Here is a 17,304-nt window from a genome sequence, read left to right on the forward strand (position 1 = left end):
CGGCATGGCCCACGCGGCCAGGGCGTGCCCGGCCTCGTGGTACGCGGTGATCTTCTTCTCCTTCTCGGAGATGATCCGGCTCTTGCGGGCCGGACCGCCGATCACGCGGTCCACCGACTCCTCGAGCGCGGCACCGTCGATCACGGTGCCGTTCTTGCGCGCGGTGAGCAGCGCGGCCTCGTTGATGACGTTCGCGAGGTCGGCGCCGGAGAACCCGACGGTGCGCTTCGCGAGGCCGTCGAGGTCGGCGTCCGTCGCGAGCGGCTTGCCCTTCGAGTGGACCCGCAGGATCTGCTTGCGGCCCTTCAGGTCCGGTGCGGACACCGGGATCTGGCGGTCGAAGCGACCGGGGCGCAGCAGGGCGGGGTCGAGGATGTCGGGACGGTTGGTCGCCGCGATCAGGATGATCCCGCCGCGCGAGTCGAAGCCGTCCATCTCGACGAGCAGCTGGTTGAGGGTCTGCTCGCGCTCGTCGTGACCGCCGCCGAGACCGGCACCGCGGTGACGGCCCACCGCGTCGATCTCGTCGACGAAGATGATGCACGGCGCGTTCTGCTTGGCCTGCTCGAACAGGTCGCGGACGCGGGAGGCGCCGACGCCGACGAACATCTCGACGAAGTCCGAGCCGGAGATCGAGTAGAACGGCACACCGGCCTCACCGGCGACGGCCCTCGCGAGCAGCGTCTTGCCGGTTCCCGGCGGGCCGTACAGCAGCACGCCCTTCGGGATCTTCGCGCCGAGCGCCTGGTAGCGGCCGGGGTTCTGGAGGAAGTCCTTGATCTCCTCGAGCTCCTCGACGGCCTCCTCGGCGCCGGCGACGTCGCCGAAGGTCGTCTTGGGCATGTCCTTCGACAGTTGCTTCGCCTTGGACTTGCCGAAGTTCAGAACGCGGTTGCCGCCGCCCTGGGCGTTGTTCATCATCCACATGAGCAGCAGCAGCAACAGGCCGAGCGGCACGAGGTAGATCAAGATCTGCATCAGGATGGACTCCTGGCTGACCTTGGTCTCGACGATCGGCTTGTTGCCGGCCTGGTCGAGGACGGTGAAGATCTCGTCCGTCGCACTGGCCGGGTACTGCGTGATCAGGCGGTTGCTGCCCTCGAACGTGGTGCCGTCGGTGAGGGTGAGGCGGAGACGCTGCTCCTTGTCCTCGAGCGTGGCTTCCTTGACCTTCCCGTCGCGCACCTGTTGCAGTGCTTGGGAGGTCTTGACCTGGTGGTAACCCCGTGAGTCGTCGAAGAGCACGGTGAAGACGAAGTAGAGCAGCAACACCGCAGCGATCCACAGCAGCGGGTTGCGAAGCAGGCGCTTGCGGTCCATGCACTTACGGCCGGCGGGCGGCCTCGACCCTCCCTGACTTGCGCGTCGGGCAGTGGAAGACCCACATACCGCGTCCGACCAGCCTACCGCCCGCTGGTCGGGTACTGAGCAACCAACGGGCGGGGACGGTCCCGGGTTCCCGTGCGTGACCCCCGCCACGCATGTTCACGCACTTTGGTTCACCCGGAACAAATGCAGCCGCCCAGTCGAGTGACGCAGGTCACGCCATCTCAGTACGTTTGACGGTCACATGTCATCCTCATACATCCCCCGAGTGTTCCCCTGCCACTCGAAAGAGTGAACACGTGACCGAAGGTAAGTAACTGTATGTCAGCACGTCACACCTCCCCCGGCTTGTTCCGGCGGGTGGCCCTCCCCGTGGGCGCCCTGCTCGGAGTGGTCGCGGCGGCAGGCGTCACAGTTGTGGCACTCCGTGTCACCAGTGGTGCCGACTGCTCCGGCGCACTGCCTTTGAAGGTCGCCGTCACCCCCGCGGCCCTGGACGTGGTGAACAACGCCGCCCAGGACTACCAGCGGTCACAACCGGTCGTGAAGGGCCGGTGCGTCCAGGTCCAGGTCGAGTCGCGCAACGCGGCCGACGTGGCGAACGAGCTGCCCACCGCGCAGATCAACCCCCACTCCCTCTGGATCCCCGACTCGTCGATGTGGGCGGCCGAGGCGCAACGCCTGTCGGCCGAGACCGGCCCGGAGGCCCCGAAGCTCGACATCAAGCCCTCGCTGGCCTCCAGCCCGCTGGTGATGGCCGGCTCCGAGCAGGCCATGTCCAAGATCGGCTTCCCGGTCCAGCCCGTCTCGTGGTCGAAGGTCGTCGACCCGAGGGTCCAGATCTCGATGAGCGACCCGACGATGACGTCCGAGGGCCTGGCCTCCCTGTTCGTGATCCGCACCCTGCTCGGCAACCCGGACGGCACCCCGAAGCCCGAACTGGTCGGCACCCTGCTCCGCGTGGGCCGCAACGCCGTCCCGTCGGTCCGCGACTCGTTCGGCAAGGTCACCACCGACGCCGACAGGGCCCCGCTCTTCGCCGCCACCGAGCAGTCCGTCGTGGCCAACAACCGCTCGGTCAAGGACAACGCCGTCGTGGGCGCCCCGCCCAGGGAGGGCACGCTCTCGTTCGACTACCCGCTGGTCAGGGTCTCGCGCCCGAACGAGCAGGAGGGCATCGGCGAGGCCGCGGCCGCGTTCGAGAAGGTCCTGCGCTCCGCCGACACCTCGAAGCGCTTCGGCGAGGCGGGCTTCCGCACCGTGCAGGGCGCGGCGCCCGCGAAGTGGTCGACCGAGGTCGAGGGCGTGCAGGCGGGCGACGTGAAGCTCATCGAGACCCCGAACGCCGACCAGGTCTCGGAGCTGCTGCGCACCTGGGGCGCCATCAGCCTCGACATGCGCATGCTGACCGTCATCGACGTCTCCGGCTCGATGATCGAGAAGAGCGGCAACGGCAAGACCCGCGTCGAGGCGGCCACCGAGGCCTCGATGACCGCCCTCTCGATGCTCCCGGACACCACCCAGATCGGCCTGTGGGCGTTCTCGACGGACAAGAAGCCCCCGAACGACTGGATCGAGCTCGTCCCGATCGGCCCGCTGGGCGAACCCCTGGCCGGCGTGGCCCGCCGCAAGCGCCTGGAGGCGGGCGCCTCGCAGCTCACCAACCTCGTCGGCGGCGGCACAGCGCTGAACGACACGACCCTGGCCGCGTACCGGCACGTCCTCTCGGGCTACGACGCGTCGAAGGTCAACTCCGTCGTCCTGATGACCGACGGCCGCAACGACGACATCTCGTCGATCGACACGGCCGCCCTGATCGAGACCCTGAAGCGGGAGTCCGACCCCGCCAAGCCGGTGCCGATCATCATGGTGGGCCTCGGCGACGAGGTGGACATGGACGCGCTGCGCGCCATTTCCGCGGCGACCGGCGGCAAGGCCTACCAGGCGAAGAACCCCGGGGAGATCCGCGACGTGCTGCTGGACGCGGTGTCGCAGCGACGCTGCCGCCCGAACTGCTGACCAGCTGTGAATGGACAACGCCGGGCTTCCAGGAGGAGGCCCGGCGTTGTGCGTTCACGCGGTGCGTTCAGCTGAAGATCAGTTCGAGTAGACCTTCGGGTCCAGCGTGCCGATGTAGGGCAGGTCGCGGTACCGCTCCGCATAGTCGAGCCCGTACCCGACGACGAACTCGTTGGGAATGTCGAAACCGACGTACTTCACCGGCACCTCGACCTTCACCGCGTCGGGCTTGCGCAGCAGCGTGCACACCTGCAGCGAACGGGGCCGTCGCGACTGCAGGTTCTTCAGCAGCCACGACAGGGTCAGCCCCGAGTCGATGATGTCCTCGACGATCACCACGTTGCGGTCGGCGATGTCGCGGTCCAGGTCCTTCAGGATCCGCACCACGCCGGAGGACGACGTGGAGGAGCCGTAGGACGAAACGGCCATGAACTCGAGCTGCACCGGAACGGGCAGCGCACGGGCAAGATCGGCCATGAACATCACTGCGCCCTTGAGCACGGTGATCAGCACGAGGTCGGAGTCACCTTCTGGGTGATCAGCCGCGACCTGCTTGGCGAGTTCGGTGACCTTGTCGCTGATCTCCTGCTCGGTGATGAGCACGGATGCGATGTCGCCGTCGTACACGGACAGGTCCCCTCTGCTTAAGACTGTGGTTCCACAACGAGCCTGCCATGCGCGCGCCTTGCGACAAAGCCGCCAGGTAGCCAGACACCGCCCTGACCGCGCCATTCACTCACCAGTGAGTCGACCCGTCGCAGGTGCGAATCGGACAGTTCCGGCACGCCCTCGCCGATGAGCCACGACCTGAGCACTCTGCGTCGCAGTGCCGCGGGCAGTTCGGCGATGTCGTCGACGGCGCAGCAGTCGCCGTTGAAGGCCGAGGCGAGAGCGTCGAGTGCGTCACAGTCCTCGCGCAGCTGGGCCGCCGTGCGGGCTAACGACGACGCGACGCCGCCTTGCAGCACGTCCTCCAGCAAAGGCAGGACTTCGGAGCGCAGCCGGACACGGGTGAACGCCGGGTCCGTGTTGTGCGGGTCTTCCCACGCCTCGATGCCCTGCTCCACACACGCGGCACGGGTGACCGCCCGTGAGACGCCTAGCAGCGGACGGCCCCACGGCGCGTCGTACGCGCGCATGCCGGCGATCGAGCGCGGGCCGGATCCGCGGCCCAGGCCGAGCAGCACGGTCTCCGCCTGGTCGTCGAGGGTGTGGCCGAGCAGGACCACCCCGTGCGACGGCCTCAGCGCCTCGTAGCGGGCTTTGCGGGCCGCTGCCTCCGGCCCGCCGGGGCCCTCGACCCGCACCGCCTCCACCCGTGCCACGAGGCCGAAGTCCGAGCACTGCGCGGCGGCGCGCAGTGCCACGGCGGCCGAACCCGGCTGGAGCTGGTGGTCGACGACGACCGCGGACGCGCCGGGCAGCAGCCTGCCCACGCACGCGGCCAGCGCCAGGGAGTCCGCTCCGCCGGAGACCGCGACGGCCACCGCGTCGGGGCGAACGTCGTCGAGGAACCTGCGGACGGCCGTCCTGATCTCGGCGACCGGTCCGTTCACGGCGCCACGCGGCGCAGCCAGCTCATGGGTTCGGCGATCTCCGCGCGGGTCGGCAGGGTGTCCGCGGACGTCCAGATCGCGTTGAAGCCGTCCATGCCGACGCGCTCGACGACGTACTCGGTGAACTCCGCGCCCTCCGCGTACTGGCGCACCTTCGCCTCGACGCCGAGCACCGTGCGCAGGATCCGGTCGAGCAGGCCGCCGCCCTTGCGGCGCGCGGTGAAGCGGGTGCGGATGGTCGCGACGGACGGCACGACGGTCGGACCGACCGCGTCCATCACGTGGTCCGCGTGACCTTCGAGCAAAGTGGACAGTGCGATCAACCGGTCCAGCACGGCTTTCTGCTGCGGCGACTGGATGAGCTCGATCAGCCCCATCGGACCGTCGCCCTCGCGCAGCTTCTGCCGGAAGTCCCGGATCACGTCGGGCAACGGCGCCCTGTCCTCATCCATTGAGGACAGCAGCGCGGTGACCTGGTCGGAGAAGTACCGGCGCAGCCACGGCACGCCGGTGAACTGCAGGCGGTGCGTGCACTCGTGCAGGCACACCCACATGCGGAAGTCGTCGGCGGGGACGTCCAGGGCCTGTTGCGCGCCAACGATGTTCGGCGCGACGAGCAGCAGGCGTCCCGCGAGCTGGTCCTGGGGGCTGAACGGGTCGTACTGCCCGAGCACCCGCGAGGACAGGAACGCCATCACGACGCCCGCCTGCACACCGGCCGTGCCCGCGAGGATGCCGGCCATCGGACCGGTCGGACGCGTCATCGCGGGTCCGGTCAACGCCGCCAGGCCCTGCGCGGCGGCCTTGACCCACGCGGGACGGTCCACGACCTCGCCCGGCAGCAGCGGCAGCCCCTGCCCGAGCCCTGTCAGCTCCCTGACGTGGACCTCGGCCTGCGGGGCGAGCTCCCGAAGCCTGCCGACGACGTGGTCGGCCTCGTCCTTGCCGATCACCGGACCCGGCCGGACGAGCCGCACGGCGGTCGAAACCGCCAGCTCCCAGTCCACCGGGCCGAGCTCTGCCTCCGTCGCGCCGTTCACGCTTCCGACGCTACCTGCGCACGGCCCGCTACGAACAGCCACAGCCTCGCAACGCGGCGGCCAGCACGTCCAGAGCGGGCCGCACCTCGGTCTCCGGGTTGCCGTTGCTCGCCGACATGAACGCGAACACCAGCACCCGCCCGTCGACGTCGACGACCACGCCCGCCAGCGCGTTGACGCCGGTGAGCGTGCCGGTCTTGGCCCGCACCCAGCCCTTGCCGTCCGAGGAGCCGCCCGTGTAGCGACCGGCCAGCGTGCCGCTGCCACCCGCCACCGGCAGCGCCGTCAACAGTGGACGCAACTTCGCCGTGCGCGGGTCGTCCAGGGTGGGCTTGGCCGCCGCGGTGAGGACGTCGGTGAGGAGCTTGGCCGGGATCTTGTTCGTCGCGGAGAGCCCGCTGCCGTCCACGAAGTTCGCGCCGGTGAGGTCGAACCCGTTCTTGGTCAGCACGTCCCGCACGGCCCTGACGCCGCCCGCGAACGACGGCTCGTTGCCGGTCTTGATCGCGATCTCGCGGGCCATCGCCTCGGTGAGGACGTTGTCGGAGATCTGCATCATGTTGTCGACGAGCTGCTCGACCGGCGCCGACTTGACCTCGCCGAGCACCTGCGCGCCGGCCGGGGCCGCGCCCGCGGTGGCGCCGGGTGCTCCGATGCGCTGCGCGAACGCGTCGGCCGCCGCCTGGCCGGGGCTGCCGGTGCGCGCGCCGTTGACGTTCGCCTGGTCGACCCGGCCGCCGTCGAGCATGAACGGCACTATCGGCGCGACCGAGCCGCCGCCGATGTCGGCCTGCTCCCACTGCGGCCCGAGCGCCTCGCCGGTGTAGCGGCTGAGGTCGAAGAGGACCTTGGTGACCGGGCCCTTCTGCCTGACCTGGGCGACCAGGTCGTCGAGCGTCGCGGCGCCGGGGTAGACGGACCGGCCGGGCGTGCCGGAGATCGTGGGGTCGCCACCGCCGACGACCACGACGGTGCCGGGTTCGGAGCCCTGCACGACCCTGGTGCTCAGCTGGTCGGTCTTCTCGAGGCTGAGCAGGGCCGCGGCGGCGGTGAGGATCTTGAGGCTCGACGCCGGGGTCGCGGCCGTGGTGTCGCCCTGCTGCCACAGCGCGGCGCCGTTGGCGGGGTCGACGACGCTGCCGGTCAGCGTGCCGAGGGCGCCGTTGCCCGCCGGACCGGTGAGGGCCTGCTTCACGCCCGCCGGGGACGGTGCCGGCGCGCCCGCGGTGGCCGCCTTGACCAGCTGCTGGACGACGGCGGGTGCGGCCGGCGGCTTGGTCTCGACCGCCTCGGCGCCGCCGAGCTCGTCGACCGCGTAGACCGTGGCGCCGGCCAGCGCCGCCACGACCAGCAGGCCGAGCACGACGACGAGCGTCTTGCGGCTCTTCTTCGGCTGGTCGTCGGTGAGCCTGTCCTCCGGCTCCTCGTCGTAGCCGGTGACGGGGAGCTTCTCCACCCGCGGCTTCGGCGGCTCGGGACGCTGCGGCGCGGGACGCAGGGGCTGCTGCTCGAAGCGGGCCGGCTCCTGGCGCTGGAGCTGGTCGACGCGCGCGGTCGCGATGGGCGGCGCCTGCTGTTCCTGCCGCTGCTGCTCCTGCCGGTGCTGGCGCTGGTCGGAACGCTGCCTGTCCTGCTTGGCCGACTGGTCGAACCACGACTTGTCCGTCATCGGCAGCTGGTCGACGCGCGCGGTCTTGGCGTTGGCGACCTCGGGCTTCGGCACGACGCGGGTCCGGTCGCCCCTCGGCTCGACCGACGGCGCGGGCTGCGGCGTCTTCTCCCCGGCCTGGAGCCGCACGGGCGTGACCCGCGGCCGTCCGGCGGGGCTCAGGTCCACCGCGGTGCGCTCGGACGACGAAGGCTGCCGGGGTTGGCCGGCCTCCGGACCGATCGTGCCGTGAGACTTCCCACCGGGCTTTCCACCGGAAGGCCCGCCGGAATCCCTCTTCCGCTCACCTGGCCCGTTCGGGCCGCCCGCCTCGCCACCGGGCACCGCACGGACCGGTGACGACCGCAGAGGCTCCTGTGTGGACGGTGCGGCCAGCACCGCGGCCAACGGGAACCGCATCGTCGGCTGGTCGACGGACGGGCGGCTGACCTGCACCGTCGCCTCGGAGGACGCACCGGAGGACCCGGTGTCGTCGTCCTCGGTCGGCCACTGGGGCTCGTCCGGCAAGAGGACCTCCGTCAGCTCGGTACGGGCAATCTCACACCCTCGAGCCGCCGCTCCGATGAGGGTTGACAGGGCGTCGTGGTCCACACTAGTGGGGTCACGAATGGGCTACATGAGCGAGGACCAGTGGAGTTCGACGTCCTGATCGAGATCCCCAAGGGCGTGCGCAACAAGTACGAGGTGGACCACAAGTCTGGTCGCATCCGCCTCGACCGCACGTTGTTCACGTCGACGCAGTACCCCGCCGACTACGGGTTCATCGAGAACACCCTGGGTGAGGACGGCGACCCCCTGGACGCCCTCGTCCTCGTCCAGGAGCCGACGTTCCCGGGCTGCCTGATCGCGGCTCGCGCCATCGGCATGTTCCGCATGACCGACGAGAAGGGCGGCGACGACAAGGTTCTGTGCGTCCCGGCCTTCGACCCCCGGCACGAGCACCTGCGCGACATCCACCACCTGGCGGAGTTCGACCGCCTGGAGATCCAGCACTTCTTCGAGGTCTACAAGGACCTGGAGCCCGGCAAGAGCGTCGAGGGCGCGACCTGGGTGGGCCGCACCGAGGCCGAGGCCGAGATCCACCGCTCCTACCAGCGTCTCAAGGACGCCGAGGCGCGCGGCGAAACGCTGTACTGAACCGAACGCGAAAGGGCCGTCCACCGCGAGGAGGACGGCCTTTTTCGTGCGTTGAGGAATGGACCGCGACGCGAAGGGCCCCGGCAAGCCGGGGCCCTTCCACGTCAGCAGAGGTCCTAGACCGCGATCGCCTCGGCGTCCGCGACCCGCTCCAGGCCCGACCGGGTCGACAGCGGCTTCTCGCGCAGGAACCACACGAGGACGAACGCCGCCACCATCACGATGCCGCCGGTCATGAAGACCAGGTCGATCGCGCTGGAGAACCCGTCGAGGAACGGCTTCGCCAGCACCGGGTCGAGGCCCTTGAGGAACTCGGTGTTGTTGATGTCGATGCCCGAGCCGCCGCCCTGCAGCATCTTGGCGAACTCCGGGTTCTGGCCCAGCGCCGCCTTGAACGCCTCGGTCTGCAGCGAGGCCTTGATGCCGTCGGCGATCTTGCCGCCGACCGTGCTGAACAGGATCGACAGGAACACCGCGGTGCCGACCGTGCCACCGATCTGGCGGAAGAACGTCGCGGAGGCCGTCGCCACGCCCATGTCACGCGGCTCGGAGTCGTTCTGGATCGCCAGCAGCAGCGTCTGCATGCACTGGCCCAGACCGGCGCCCATGATGAACATGTAGATCATCGTCAGCCAGTTCGGCGTGTCCGTGCCGATCGTGCTGAACAGGAACAACGCGATCGACATCAGGCCGGCGCCGATGATCGGGAAGATCTTGTAGCGGCCGGTCGACGAGGTGATCTTTCCGGAGATCGCCGTGGCCGACATGATGCCGAACGTCATCGGCAGCAGCATCAGGCCCGCCGTGGTCGGCGACACGCCCTTCACGATCTGCAGGTACAGCGGGATGGAGACCATGCCGCCGAACATGCCGATGCCGAGCACGAAGTTGATCGTGTTGCCCAGCGCGAACGTGTGGTTGCGGAACAACCGGATCGGCAGCAGCGCCTCGTCGCCCATGCGGTTCTCGACCCACACGAACGCGAGCAGGCCGAGCACGCCGATCACGTACATGGCGATCGAGGTCGCGGAGGCCCAGCCCCACTCCCGGCCCTGTTCGGCCACGATCAGCAGTGGCACGAGGCCGACCGTCAGCGCGATGGCGCCACCGAAGTCGATGCGGTGGTTGACCCGCTGGTGCGGGATGTTCAGCACGCGGGCGACGACGAACAGCGCGAGCAGCGCGATCGGCACGTTCACCAGGAACACCCAGCGCCAGCCGGTGATGCCGAGGAACGTGTCGAGACCGGCGAACACACCGCCGATGACCGGGCCGAGCACGCTGGCCGAGCCGAACACGGCCATGAAGTACGCGGAGTACTTGCTGCGCTCACGCGGCGAGATGATGTCGGCCATGATCGCGAACGCGAGCGACATCAGACCGCCGGCGCCGAGACCCTGCACCGCGCGGAACGCCGCGAGCTCGTACATCGACGTCGCGATGCCCGAGAGCAGCGAGCCCGCCAGGAACAGCGTGATCGCCGCGAGGTACATCGGCTTGCGCCCGTAGATGTCCGACAGCTTGCCGTACAACGGGGTCGTGATGGTCGCGGTGATCAGGTAGGCGGTGGTCGCCCACGCCTGCAGCGTCTGGCCGTGCAGCTGGTCCGCGATGGTCTTCATGGCGCTGGAGACGATCATCTGGTCCAGCGCCGCGAGGAACATGCCCAGCAGCAGGCCGGACAGGATCGTCATGATTTGGCGATGCGTCAGGGAGGCCCCTGGCGCCGGAGTCGCCGCATCGGTTGTCTGTGACATCTCTAGTTTTCCCCTCCTGCGCGGGTCCCCGTCCCGCGGTCGGTCATGTACGCCGGAACCGTGCGCTCGTAGTCGTGGACGAAGCGCTCGAACAGTTCCGCGAAGTTCTTGAAGTCCTCTGCCGGCCACTCGGCGAACATCCGCTCGATGGCCTCGTTGCGCTGCCGGCGCCGGTCCTTGATCAGCGTGAATCCCGCCTCTGTCACCGCGAGAACGCTGGCTCGGCCGTCTGCCGGATCAGCTCGCCTCTCCACGAGCCCGTCCTTGACCAGTGCGGCCACCTGCCGGCTGACCGTGGACGGGTCGGAGAGCACCGCCTCCGCGAGCGCACTCGAACGGCATTCCCCGAGTCCGGAGAGCGTCGCGAGGAGCACGAAGGCGGACTTGTCCATGCCTTGCTTGGCCATCTGGTGCGACATCTGGGCGTGCATCTTGTTCAGGCGCACCATGGCCATGCCGACTCGATCCGCGAGCTCGTGCTCGGGGTCGACACCCACGCCCGTACCGATGCACCTGCCCGGATCGACCATCTGACACCTCGTTGCTTGTAGCACCCAACTAGTTGCTAGGTACAAGCATCCGTCTCGGTCGCCCGGATTGCAAGTGAGTTTCAGGTCTCACTCCAGAGTGGAGTGCTACGCACACCCGGAGTACGGGTTACCGACGGGTAGCCACGAGGGTTACTCGTCGGTAGCATCCGTCTCATGAGCCAAGACGTGTCGTTCGTCGCCGATGCCATGAAGCAGGCGGTGCCGTACGTGAAGACCACCGGCATCGACTTCGAGGAGGTCTCCCCCGGCCGCGTCGTCGCGTCGCTGCCGGACGACCCGATGCTGCACAACCACATCGGCGGGCCGCACGCCGCGATGATGTTCGGCCTCGGCGAGTCCGCCTCCGGCGCCGTCGTGATGGCCGCGTTCGCCGCGCACCTCGGCAAGGCGACTCCGCTCGCCGTACGCGCGGACATCTCCTACAAGAAGATCGCGATGGGCGTCCTGCGCGCCGAGGCCGTGCTGGGCCGCTCCGCCGACGACGTCCTGGCCGAGCTGGAGTCCGGCACGCGGCCCGAGTTCCCGGTGACGATCACGATCACCAACGCCGAGGGCGTGACCACCGGCGAGATGACCGTCGTCTGGACGCTCAAGCCCGCACGCTGAACTGGGCGTATCCGCATCTCGGTTCGGACTACCGGTGAACCGATCCGATGTGAATACGTAACCTTGGCCACACCGGCGATCTACGGCACTATTCGGGGCCATGTCGGGGTGGAGAACTGTGGGCGGTCTCCTGCTGGTCGCGTTGACCGCGGGATGCGCGACACAGGTGCAGCAGTCGACTCCCGTCGCCGTGGAGAAACCGGTGAGGGACACACCGGCGACGACCTCGGCGTCGGTTCCGCCTGCCCAGCTCGACCTCACCGTGGCCTCGATCGTCGACGGCCGCGCGGTGATGCTCTCCGACGGCACGAAAGCCGAGGTCAGCGGCCTCGCCCAGCCAGGACCGTGCTGGGCTGAGGCCGCCGCCGGCTTCGCGAAGAGCATGCTGCTGGGCCAGCAGGTCCGCTACGACCGGACCACCGGCGCGCTCAGCCTCGCGGACGGCACCGACTACGCGTTGCTCGCACTGGGCAACGGTGCCGGGCGCACCGCGGGCACCCCGACGCCCGTCCAGAAGGAAGCCGAAGTGGCCGCGCAACGGGTCCCGATGGGGCTCTGGGGCACGCCGTGCGGCGGCAAGGACGTCACCGAGACGCCGTCCACTCCCCCGCCTCCGCCCCCTCCGCCGGTCACCACCACCACGACGACGAAGCCGAAGCCGACCACGCAGCCGAAGCCACCGCCCGTCTTCTTCGCGACCTGCGACGACGCCCGCCGCGCCGGTGCCGCGCCGCTGTACTGGGGCCAGCCGGGCTACCGCGTCGAGCTCGACGAGAACCGCAACGGCATCGCGTGCGAGTCCCGGTACCGCTAATAACCTCTGACTCCATGAAGCTGGACAGCAGTGCCGTCGACTACTCCCCGGCCGGCGCCGGGTCCATCGCGAAGAGCGCGGAGGACCGCGGCTACGACGGGTTCTGGCTCGCCGAGACGAAGCACGACCCGTTCCTCGCGCTGGCCGGCGCCGCCGCGGCCACCGAGCGGATCGAGCTCGGCACGGCGATCGCGGTGGCCTTCGCCCGCAACCCGATGACCGTCGCGACCACGGCGAACGACCTGCAGCTGCTGTCAGGGGGCCGGTTCAACCTGGGCCTGGGCTCGCAGGTCGAGGCGCACATCACCAAGCGCTTCGCCATGCCGTGGAGCAGGCCGGCCGCCAGGATGCGCGAGTTCGTACTGGCGATCCGCGCGATCTGGCACGCGTGGGAGACCGGCGAGCGGCTGGCGTTCCGCGGCGAGTTCTACAAGCACACGCTGATGACGCCGTTCTTCGACCCCGGCCCCAACCCGCACGGGACCGCGCCGATCTACCTCGCGGGTGTCGGCGAGCGGATGACGGAGGTGGCGGGCGAGGTCGCGGACGGCTTCCTGTGCCACAACTTCACGACCGAGCGGTACCTGCGCGAGGTGACGCTGCCCGCACTGGAACGCGGCCGGGCGAAGGCGGGCAGGACGCTGGAGGGCTTCGAGGTCAGCGGACCGGTGTTCGCCGCGACGAACGACGAGGAGATCGCCGACGTCAAGCGGCAGATCGCCTTCTACGGGTCGACGCCCGCGTACCGGCCGGTGCTGGACCTGCACGGCTGGGGTGCGCTGCACGAGGAGCTGCACCGCCTGTCACGGCGGCAGCAGTGGGCGGAGATGAGCGAGCTGATCACCGACGAGGTGCTGCACGAGTTCTGCGTCGTCGGCTCACCGGAGACCGTCACGGCCGCTCTGCTGGACCGTTACGGCGACGTGGTCACCCGGATCTCGCCGTCGGGCGAGGTGCGCCGGCTTCAGCGACCGGAGAAGTGACTGAGGCCCTGACGTGCCAGTTCGGCGTGGAAGCCGCACAGCTCGGCGCGCACTCCGGCGACGCCCTTCTTCCGGATCCACCTGCGTCTTCCGACGTTGGCGGCGGTCAGGGCGAAGGGCAGGGCCAGCACGGTCAGGACCAGCATCGTGATCATGTTCGTCTCCTCGGGGGTTGCGATCTAGCAACGACCAATCGAGACGCCGCTTACGTTACCGGCCCGAACGCCACCCGTGTGGAGCAGAGTTACCGACAGCAACTCAGTTCTTGACTAATTTTGTTTTCGGTGTGACGCTGGCCCCATGTTCGAAGTGGCGGTGATCGAGGACCCGTCCGCGGCCGAGGTGTCGCTGGACCCCGTGCGAGCGAGGTTGCTCGCGGAGCTGGTGGAGCCGGGATCGGCGACGATGCTCGCCGCGAAGGTAGGTCTGCCCAGGCAGAAGGTGAACTACCACCTGCGCACCCTGGAACAGCACGGCCTGGTGGAGCTCGTCGAGGAACGGCGCAAGGGCAACGTCAACGAGCGCCTGATGCAGGCGACCGCGGCGTCCTACGTCATCTCCCCGACGGCGCTCGCGGCCGTGCAGCCCGACCCGGCGCGGTCACCCGACCGGTTGTCGGCGCGGTGGCTGCTCGCGGTCTCGGCGAGGCTGGTGCGCGACGTCGGGACGTTGATCACGGGCGCGACCAGGGCGAAGAAGCGCCTCGCGACCTTCGCGCTGGACGGCGAGATCCGGTTCGCCACCGCGGCCGACCGCGCGGCGTTCGCCGAGGAGCTCGCCGGCTGCGTGACGCGGCTCGTCGCCAAGTACCACGACGAACAGGCAGAAGGAGGGCGGCCGCACCGAGTCGTCGTCGCCCTGCACCCGAGCGTCAACGCCACCGCTTCCAAGGAGGAAGAGTCGTGACCCGCGAGTTCGAGATCAGCAAGGAGATCGAGGTCGAAGGCACCCCGGAGCAGGTCTGGGACGCCATCGCGACGGGCCACGGCATCGACTCGTGGTTCATGGGCCCGCACACCGTCGACGGACGCCCCGGCGGCCGCATGACCCTTGACCTGGGCTTCTTCCAGGAGGCCTCGACGATCACCGAGTGGGAGCCCGGCAAGCGCCTCGCCTACCGGAGCGACAAGGGCGAGGACGGCACGTTCCACGCGATGGAGTACCTGATCGAGGGCCGCGAGAAGGGCTCGACGGTCCTGCGGTTCGTGCACACCGGCATCCTCGCCGACGGCTGGGGAGACGAGTTCGTCGACCAGCAGTCGCACGGCTGGGACATGTACCTGTTCACGCTGGGCCAGTACGTCAAGCACTTCACCGGCCGGCACGGCACGTACGTCTTCGCGCAGGCGCCCGCAGAGCAGCCGGAGGACGCGTGGCCCCGTCTCGCCGCGGCGCTCGGCGTGCCGGGGGACTTCGCCGTCGGCGACGAGGTGACGCTGGAACCGTTCGGCATCAAGGGAGTCGTCGACTACGGCGTGCCGGGCGTGTTCCTGGGCGTGCGCGGCCCCGAGGGCCTGTACCGCTTCCACGGCACGCACGCCGTCGGGCACCACGTCTTCGGTGACGCGACGGGCCAGAACGAGAAGTGGCAGGAGTTCCTCGATCAGGAGCTCGGGCAGGCCTCGTAGACGTAGTCAGGGTGCCCGTACGGCACCACGTTCCGGTCGCGGCGGATGACTGATCCCCTGCCGGCGCGATCGGAGCACGACTTCTGGAACGCCTCGTCGGTGTACTCGATCTCGAAGACCTTCTCGCCGAACGCCTCCGCGTACGGTCCGCACTCGCCGTTGGCCTGGCAGTCCTCGGTGATGGCGAAGTCGAAGCCGATGTACTTCTTGCCCGAGTCGCCCAGTTCACCACCGTTCTTCTGCGCGACAGCCAGCCCTTTCTGATGGGCGTGCTGGACGAACGCCTTCATGAACTCCTTGGTGGCGTTCAGGTCGAACGCACCGTCGGCCCGCATGTGCGAGTCGAGGTTGTCCGCCTCGATCGCCTGGAAGCGCGAGGTCTTGCAGTCGTCGATCCACTTCTTCTGGATGTCGAGGATCTTCGTGCGCTTCTCGGCGGTGGAGATGTCGAGGATCCCCTCGCCCCACTCGGGATCGATCGCCGGCTCACCGTCCGCCTTCCTCACCAGCAGGTCCTGGTGGTTCTGCTTCCACCAGCTCAGGCTGCCGTCCATCGGGTCGGGCTGCGTCTGCAGGGCGTTGAGGTAGCAGATGTTGTAGCGGTCGCCGACCGGAAGCCTGCTGCGGTCCCGCACCACGATCTTGACCCGCGCCTCGGGCTGGTAGACCCCGCCGATCTGGTAGTCGAACTTCGCACCGGAGGGCGGCAGCTCGACCTGGGGCGGTTCGGGTTCGCTCGCGCTGCAGGAAGCGACGAGCAGGAGCAGGGCGGCAAGGGCCGCGACTGGCTTCATGCGCGGCAGTCTGCCACCCGGGTTGTGACGACCTCGTCTGACGGACGAGGCGCTCCATCCGCGGTTACTCCGTTGGGCGGCCATCAGCGCTGATGAGAGCGGGTATGCCCACACCATGCGGTGGCTATTGCTGATCGTCCTGCTGACCGGCTGTTCCGCGCTGCCCGTCTCCTCCTCCACCCCTCAGGCGGACCGGGTGCCGGCCGGAACCCTCGACGCCGCGACGGCGCGCACGTCCCTGGCAGCCCTGCCCGTGGCGGCACCGGGCAGGCTGGACGGCTACGTGCGCGACTGCGACGACGGCAAGGCGTGCGTCTTCGGCCAGCCGTGGTTCGATGCCGACGGCGACGGCTGCGACCAGCGCAGCCAGGTCCTCGCCCGCGACCTGACGAACGTCGAACGCAAGCCCGGACGCTGCGGCGTGCAGTCCGGGACGTTGGACGACCCCTACACCGGCTCGCAGATCTCCGGGACCTCGAAGATCCAGATCGACCACGTGGTGCCGTTGGCGGAGATGTGGCGCAGCGGCGCGGCCGCCTGGGCGCCGGAGCAGCGGGTGGCGGCTGCCAACGACCTGCGCAACCTCGTCGCCGTCTCTGGCAAGGTGAACCAGTCGAAGAGCGACAAGACTCCCGACAAGTGGATGCCCCCGAATGCGGGGTACGCGTGCTCGTACTCGCGGATGTACGTGACCGTCAAGACGGCTTACGGGCTGAGCGTGGCTCCCGCGGAACGAACCGCATTGGAGAAGGCACTCGCGAGTTGCGGTTAGGAACAGGGGAATCGAACCGATGACCTGCTCATCACGAGTTCCCTGGTGTTCGTGTTGAGTGCTGACGGGTAGTACCGCACCGGTCTGATTGATCCTGGTCAGGCCGGTGCGGCTGCCGTTCGATGCCGTTGTCGATCAGCTCGTTTCGGAGCGTTCGGGCACACAACGGGCACACTTTGCGAGCCCCCATCGCATCCCCGCTGACCAGCACGGATGCCGCTCCGCAGACGGCGAACCAGAGTGCGATCCCCCGGAAGTCGATCGGGCGTGCCGTCGCTTCGACCGCGTGCAGCAACGACCGGAAGACACCGGCTGCCGGTCTCGCTACGGCGTCCACAGGATCGGCCCGGTCGCCTTCACGAGCCGAGGTGCGAGCCGATCACCGGGAGCAGGGACGCTCAGCAGTTCCTGGACCACGTGCGTGAGCGAGCCTGTTCGCTCCCACACGATGCCGGGCGGCTCATCCCCGTCGGTGCGCAACGCCATCGCCTCGTCCTCATCGCGAACGCGGACAGCGTCGATCCAACCGCCTGGCCAGACCCGGTAGCCGTCAACCTGTGTCGGCACGCCCTCGACCTCGTCGCGGTGGACGAAGGTCCAGCCCGCATCTCTGATCGCAATGAGCGCTGCAAGTGTTGGAAAGGCGCGGATC

The 17,304-nt window shown here is 69.1% G+C and carries 18 protein-coding genes; 8 read left to right on the forward strand and 10 right to left on the reverse strand.

Annotation, left to right across the window (positions count from 1 at the left end):
- The coding region (gene ftsH / locus VM306_RS20825; protein WP_325517538.1) for an ATP-dependent zinc metalloprotease FtsH at positions 1-1,320 on the reverse strand (1,320 nt) is incomplete at its 3' end.
- Between the two features lie 327 nt (positions 1,321-1,647).
- Here ftsH and VM306_RS20830 point away from each other — a divergent pair.
- A complete protein-coding gene (locus tag VM306_RS20830; RefSeq protein WP_325517540.1) occupies positions 1,648-3,345 on the forward strand; it encodes a substrate-binding domain-containing protein in 1,698 nt (565 codons plus the stop codon).
- A 78-nt stretch (positions 3,346-3,423) separates the two neighbouring features.
- On the opposite strand, the gene hpt is transcribed toward VM306_RS20830, so the two are convergent.
- The 4 genes from hpt to dacB are packed head-to-tail and all read right to left on the reverse strand — an operon-like array spanning position 3,424 to position 8,117.
- A complete protein-coding gene (gene hpt, locus VM306_RS20835; protein WP_325517542.1) occupies positions 3,424-3,972 on the reverse strand; it encodes a hypoxanthine phosphoribosyltransferase in 549 nt (182 codons plus the stop codon).
- Positions 3,973-3,989: 17 nt separating this feature from the next.
- Complete coding sequence (gene tilS / locus VM306_RS20840; RefSeq protein WP_325517544.1) at positions 3,990-4,901, reverse strand: tRNA lysidine(34) synthetase TilS; 912 nt, start codon at positions 4,899-4,901, stop codon at positions 3,990-3,992.
- Positions 4,898-5,941 (reverse strand): zinc-dependent metalloprotease, encoded by a 1,044-nt coding sequence (locus tag VM306_RS20845; RefSeq protein WP_325517546.1) that lies wholly within the window; start codon positions 5,939-5,941, stop codon positions 4,898-4,900. The genes tilS and VM306_RS20845 overlap by 4 nt, the downstream gene beginning before the upstream one ends.
- Before the next feature lie 28 nt (positions 5,942-5,969).
- On the reverse strand, positions 5,970-8,117 hold the full coding sequence (gene dacB, locus VM306_RS20850; protein WP_325517548.1) for a D-alanyl-D-alanine carboxypeptidase/D-alanyl-D-alanine endopeptidase: 2,148 nt from the start codon (positions 8,115-8,117) through the stop codon (positions 5,970-5,972).
- Positions 8,118-8,240: 123 nt separating this feature from the next.
- Between dacB and VM306_RS20855 the strand changes: the two genes are divergently transcribed.
- On the forward strand, positions 8,241-8,747 hold the full coding sequence (locus tag VM306_RS20855) for an inorganic diphosphatase (RefSeq protein WP_325517550.1): 507 nt from the start codon (positions 8,241-8,243) through the stop codon (positions 8,745-8,747).
- Positions 8,748-8,863: 116 nt separating this feature from the next.
- Here the strand turns inward: VM306_RS20855 and VM306_RS20860 are convergent, their stop codons facing one another.
- Positions 8,864-10,504, reverse strand: a complete 1,641-nt coding sequence (locus VM306_RS20860; protein WP_325517552.1) for an MDR family MFS transporter — start codon at positions 10,502-10,504, stop codon at positions 8,864-8,866.
- 2 nt (positions 10,505-10,506) lie between these two features.
- Positions 10,507-11,034, reverse strand: coding sequence for a MarR family winged helix-turn-helix transcriptional regulator (locus VM306_RS20865; RefSeq protein ID WP_325517556.1), 528 nt, complete (start codon positions 11,032-11,034; stop codon positions 10,507-10,509).
- Positions 11,035-11,208: 174 nt separating this feature from the next.
- On the opposite strand from VM306_RS20865, the gene VM306_RS20870 reads away from it, so the two are divergent.
- From VM306_RS20870 to VM306_RS20880, 3 genes are all read left to right on the forward strand, one after another.
- Positions 11,209-11,661 carry a DUF4442 domain-containing protein gene (locus VM306_RS20870; protein ID WP_325517560.1) on the forward strand — a complete coding sequence of 151 codons (453 nt, stop codon included), beginning with the start codon at positions 11,209-11,211 and terminating at the stop codon, positions 11,659-11,661.
- A gap of 118 nt (positions 11,662-11,779) precedes the next feature.
- Complete coding sequence (locus tag VM306_RS20875; protein ID WP_325517564.1) at positions 11,780-12,475, forward strand: excalibur calcium-binding domain-containing protein; 696 nt, start codon at positions 11,780-11,782, stop codon at positions 12,473-12,475.
- 14 nt (positions 12,476-12,489) lie between these two features.
- Positions 12,490-13,458 carry a TIGR03617 family F420-dependent LLM class oxidoreductase gene (locus VM306_RS20880; RefSeq protein ID WP_325517566.1) on the forward strand — a complete coding sequence of 323 codons (969 nt, stop codon included), beginning with the start codon at positions 12,490-12,492 and terminating at the stop codon, positions 13,456-13,458.
- Here VM306_RS20880 and VM306_RS20885 read toward each other — a convergent pair.
- Positions 13,440-13,613, reverse strand: coding sequence for a hypothetical protein (locus VM306_RS20885; protein ID WP_325517569.1), 174 nt, complete (start codon positions 13,611-13,613; stop codon positions 13,440-13,442). The two genes, VM306_RS20880 and VM306_RS20885, sit on opposite strands and share 19 nt — an antisense overlap.
- A 145-nt stretch (positions 13,614-13,758) precedes the next feature.
- On the opposite strand from VM306_RS20885, the gene VM306_RS20890 reads away from it, so the two are divergent.
- Both VM306_RS20890 and VM306_RS20895 read left to right on the forward strand, forming a co-directional pair.
- Entirely contained in the window at positions 13,759-14,364 is a 606-nt protein-coding gene (locus VM306_RS20890; RefSeq protein ID WP_325517571.1) for a helix-turn-helix domain-containing protein, read from the forward strand.
- On the forward strand, positions 14,361-15,086 hold the full coding sequence (locus tag VM306_RS20895; RefSeq protein WP_325517573.1) for an SRPBCC domain-containing protein: 726 nt from the start codon (positions 14,361-14,363) through the stop codon (positions 15,084-15,086). Before VM306_RS20890 ends, VM306_RS20895 begins: the two co-directional genes overlap by 4 nt.
- Here the strand turns inward: VM306_RS20895 and VM306_RS20900 are convergent.
- Complete coding sequence (locus VM306_RS20900; RefSeq protein WP_325517575.1) at positions 15,062-15,880, reverse strand: endo alpha-1,4 polygalactosaminidase; 819 nt, start codon at positions 15,878-15,880, stop codon at positions 15,062-15,064. The genes VM306_RS20895 and VM306_RS20900 overlap by 25 nt on opposite strands.
- A 115-nt stretch (positions 15,881-15,995) precedes the next feature.
- On the opposite strand from VM306_RS20900, the gene VM306_RS20905 reads away from it, so the two are divergent.
- The gene (locus tag VM306_RS20905; protein ID WP_325517577.1) at positions 15,996-16,652 is read left to right on the forward strand and encodes an HNH endonuclease family protein; all 657 of its coding nucleotides are present in this window, start codon (positions 15,996-15,998) and stop codon (positions 16,650-16,652) included.
- Between the two features lie 324 nt (positions 16,653-16,976).
- Here VM306_RS20905 and VM306_RS20910 read toward each other — a convergent pair.
- Positions 16,977-17,304: hypothetical protein (locus VM306_RS20910; RefSeq protein ID WP_325517579.1), on the reverse strand; the 328-nt coding region annotated here is incomplete at its 5' end.

The sequence above is a fragment of the Lentzea sp. genome, from assembly GCF_035525475.1.
GTDB lineage: Bacteria > Actinomycetota > Actinomycetes > Mycobacteriales > Pseudonocardiaceae > Lentzea.

Coding starts and splice junctions, on each gene's coding strand:
- VM306_RS20890 (WP_325517571.1), top strand. CDS start 13,759: ATGTTCGAAGTGGCGGTGATCGAGGACCCGTCCGCGGCCGAGGTGTCG.
- VM306_RS20865 (WP_325517556.1), bottom strand. CDS start 11,034: ATGGTCGATCCGGGCAGGTGCATCGGTACGGGCGTGGGTGTCGACCCC.
- VM306_RS20870 (WP_325517560.1), top strand. CDS start 11,209: ATGAGCCAAGACGTGTCGTTCGTCGCCGATGCCATGAAGCAGGCGGTG.
- VM306_RS20830 (WP_325517540.1), top strand. CDS start 1,648: ATGTCAGCACGTCACACCTCCCCCGGCTTGTTCCGGCGGGTGGCCCTC.
- VM306_RS20860 (WP_325517552.1), bottom strand. CDS start 10,504: ATGTCACAGACAACCGATGCGGCGACTCCGGCGCCAGGGGCCTCCCTG.
- VM306_RS20900 (WP_325517575.1), bottom strand. CDS start 15,880: ATGAAGCCAGTCGCGGCCCTTGCCGCCCTGCTCCTGCTCGTCGCTTCC.
- VM306_RS20880 (WP_325517566.1), top strand. CDS start 12,490: ATGAAGCTGGACAGCAGTGCCGTCGACTACTCCCCGGCCGGCGCCGGG.
- VM306_RS20905 (WP_325517577.1), top strand. CDS start 15,996: ATGCGGTGGCTATTGCTGATCGTCCTGCTGACCGGCTGTTCCGCGCTG.
- VM306_RS20885 (WP_325517569.1), bottom strand. CDS start 13,613: ATGATCACGATGCTGGTCCTGACCGTGCTGGCCCTGCCCTTCGCCCTG.